This is a genomic window from Parageobacillus caldoxylosilyticus NBRC 107762 (assembly GCF_000632715.1).
GTDB classification, from domain to species: Bacteria; Bacillota; Bacilli; order Bacillales; family Anoxybacillaceae; genus Saccharococcus; species Saccharococcus caldoxylosilyticus.
The window spans coordinates 1-731 of record NZ_BAWO01000125.1 but is presented as its reverse complement, the minus strand read 5'-3'; the positions used below and the strand labels follow the sequence as shown (position 1 = coordinate 731).

General features: G+C 37.5%; 1 protein-coding gene. It reads right to left on the bottom strand.

Features of this window, described 5'->3' with window-relative positions:
- Positions 1-208: 208 nt before the first annotated feature.
- Positions 209-649 (bottom strand): Hsp20/alpha crystallin family protein, encoded by a 441-nt coding sequence (locus GCA01S_RS18925; protein WP_100225059.1) that lies wholly within the window; start codon positions 647-649, stop codon positions 209-211.
- Between the last annotated feature and the right edge of the window lie 82 nt (positions 650-731).

The following is a 731-nucleotide window of genomic DNA, read 5'->3' as shown; positions in this document are numbered from 1 at the left end:
GGCAAAAATTAGAGAGCTGCATGAGTTCTCTAATTTTTTTGCCTATCTCTGGTCAGGTCATTGAAGTTTTAATGACGCCATTTAAATCCTCTCCCCCAAAACTAGAAGCGTTATCATCGTTTCCTAGACCCCCTTTTTGATTTAGTATAGGAAACGGAACATCGGAACAGGGTGTCCCAAAATGATCGGGACATCCTCTTTTTTTCGCTTATTCCCCTTTTTTAATTTCGATTTTCTTTTTTTGCTCATCCGGAATCAGACGGTGAAGATGAATGAATAGCAAACCATTATGATACGTTGCCTCAATGCGATCTTCCTTTACCGCAAATGGAAGGGGAATCGTTTTTTCCCATGTGCCTTGAAAGATTCCTTCCTCCACTAATTCAAATCCTTTAAAGTTTAAGTTAATATTAGCCTTGATTTCTAATGTTTTGTAGTATATATAAAGTTCTGCGTCTTCCACTTTTTCTAATCCGGGCAAACTGACAACGATCAGCAGTTCGTTGTCTTTTTTATATATATTAATGCCTGATTGTTTATTTGTCGTTGGCAAAAATGATTGAAAATTTCCCCAAAAGTCTCCTTGGAAAAATTGCTGCCAATGTTTTGTCCAATCGGAAAACGGATCAAATGGGTTCCCTTTCACAATTTTTCCCTCCTCCGCTATTTCATCATATGTTTTCTCTACCGTTTGGTGAGACAGAAAACACGAACATTTATATTATACCCGT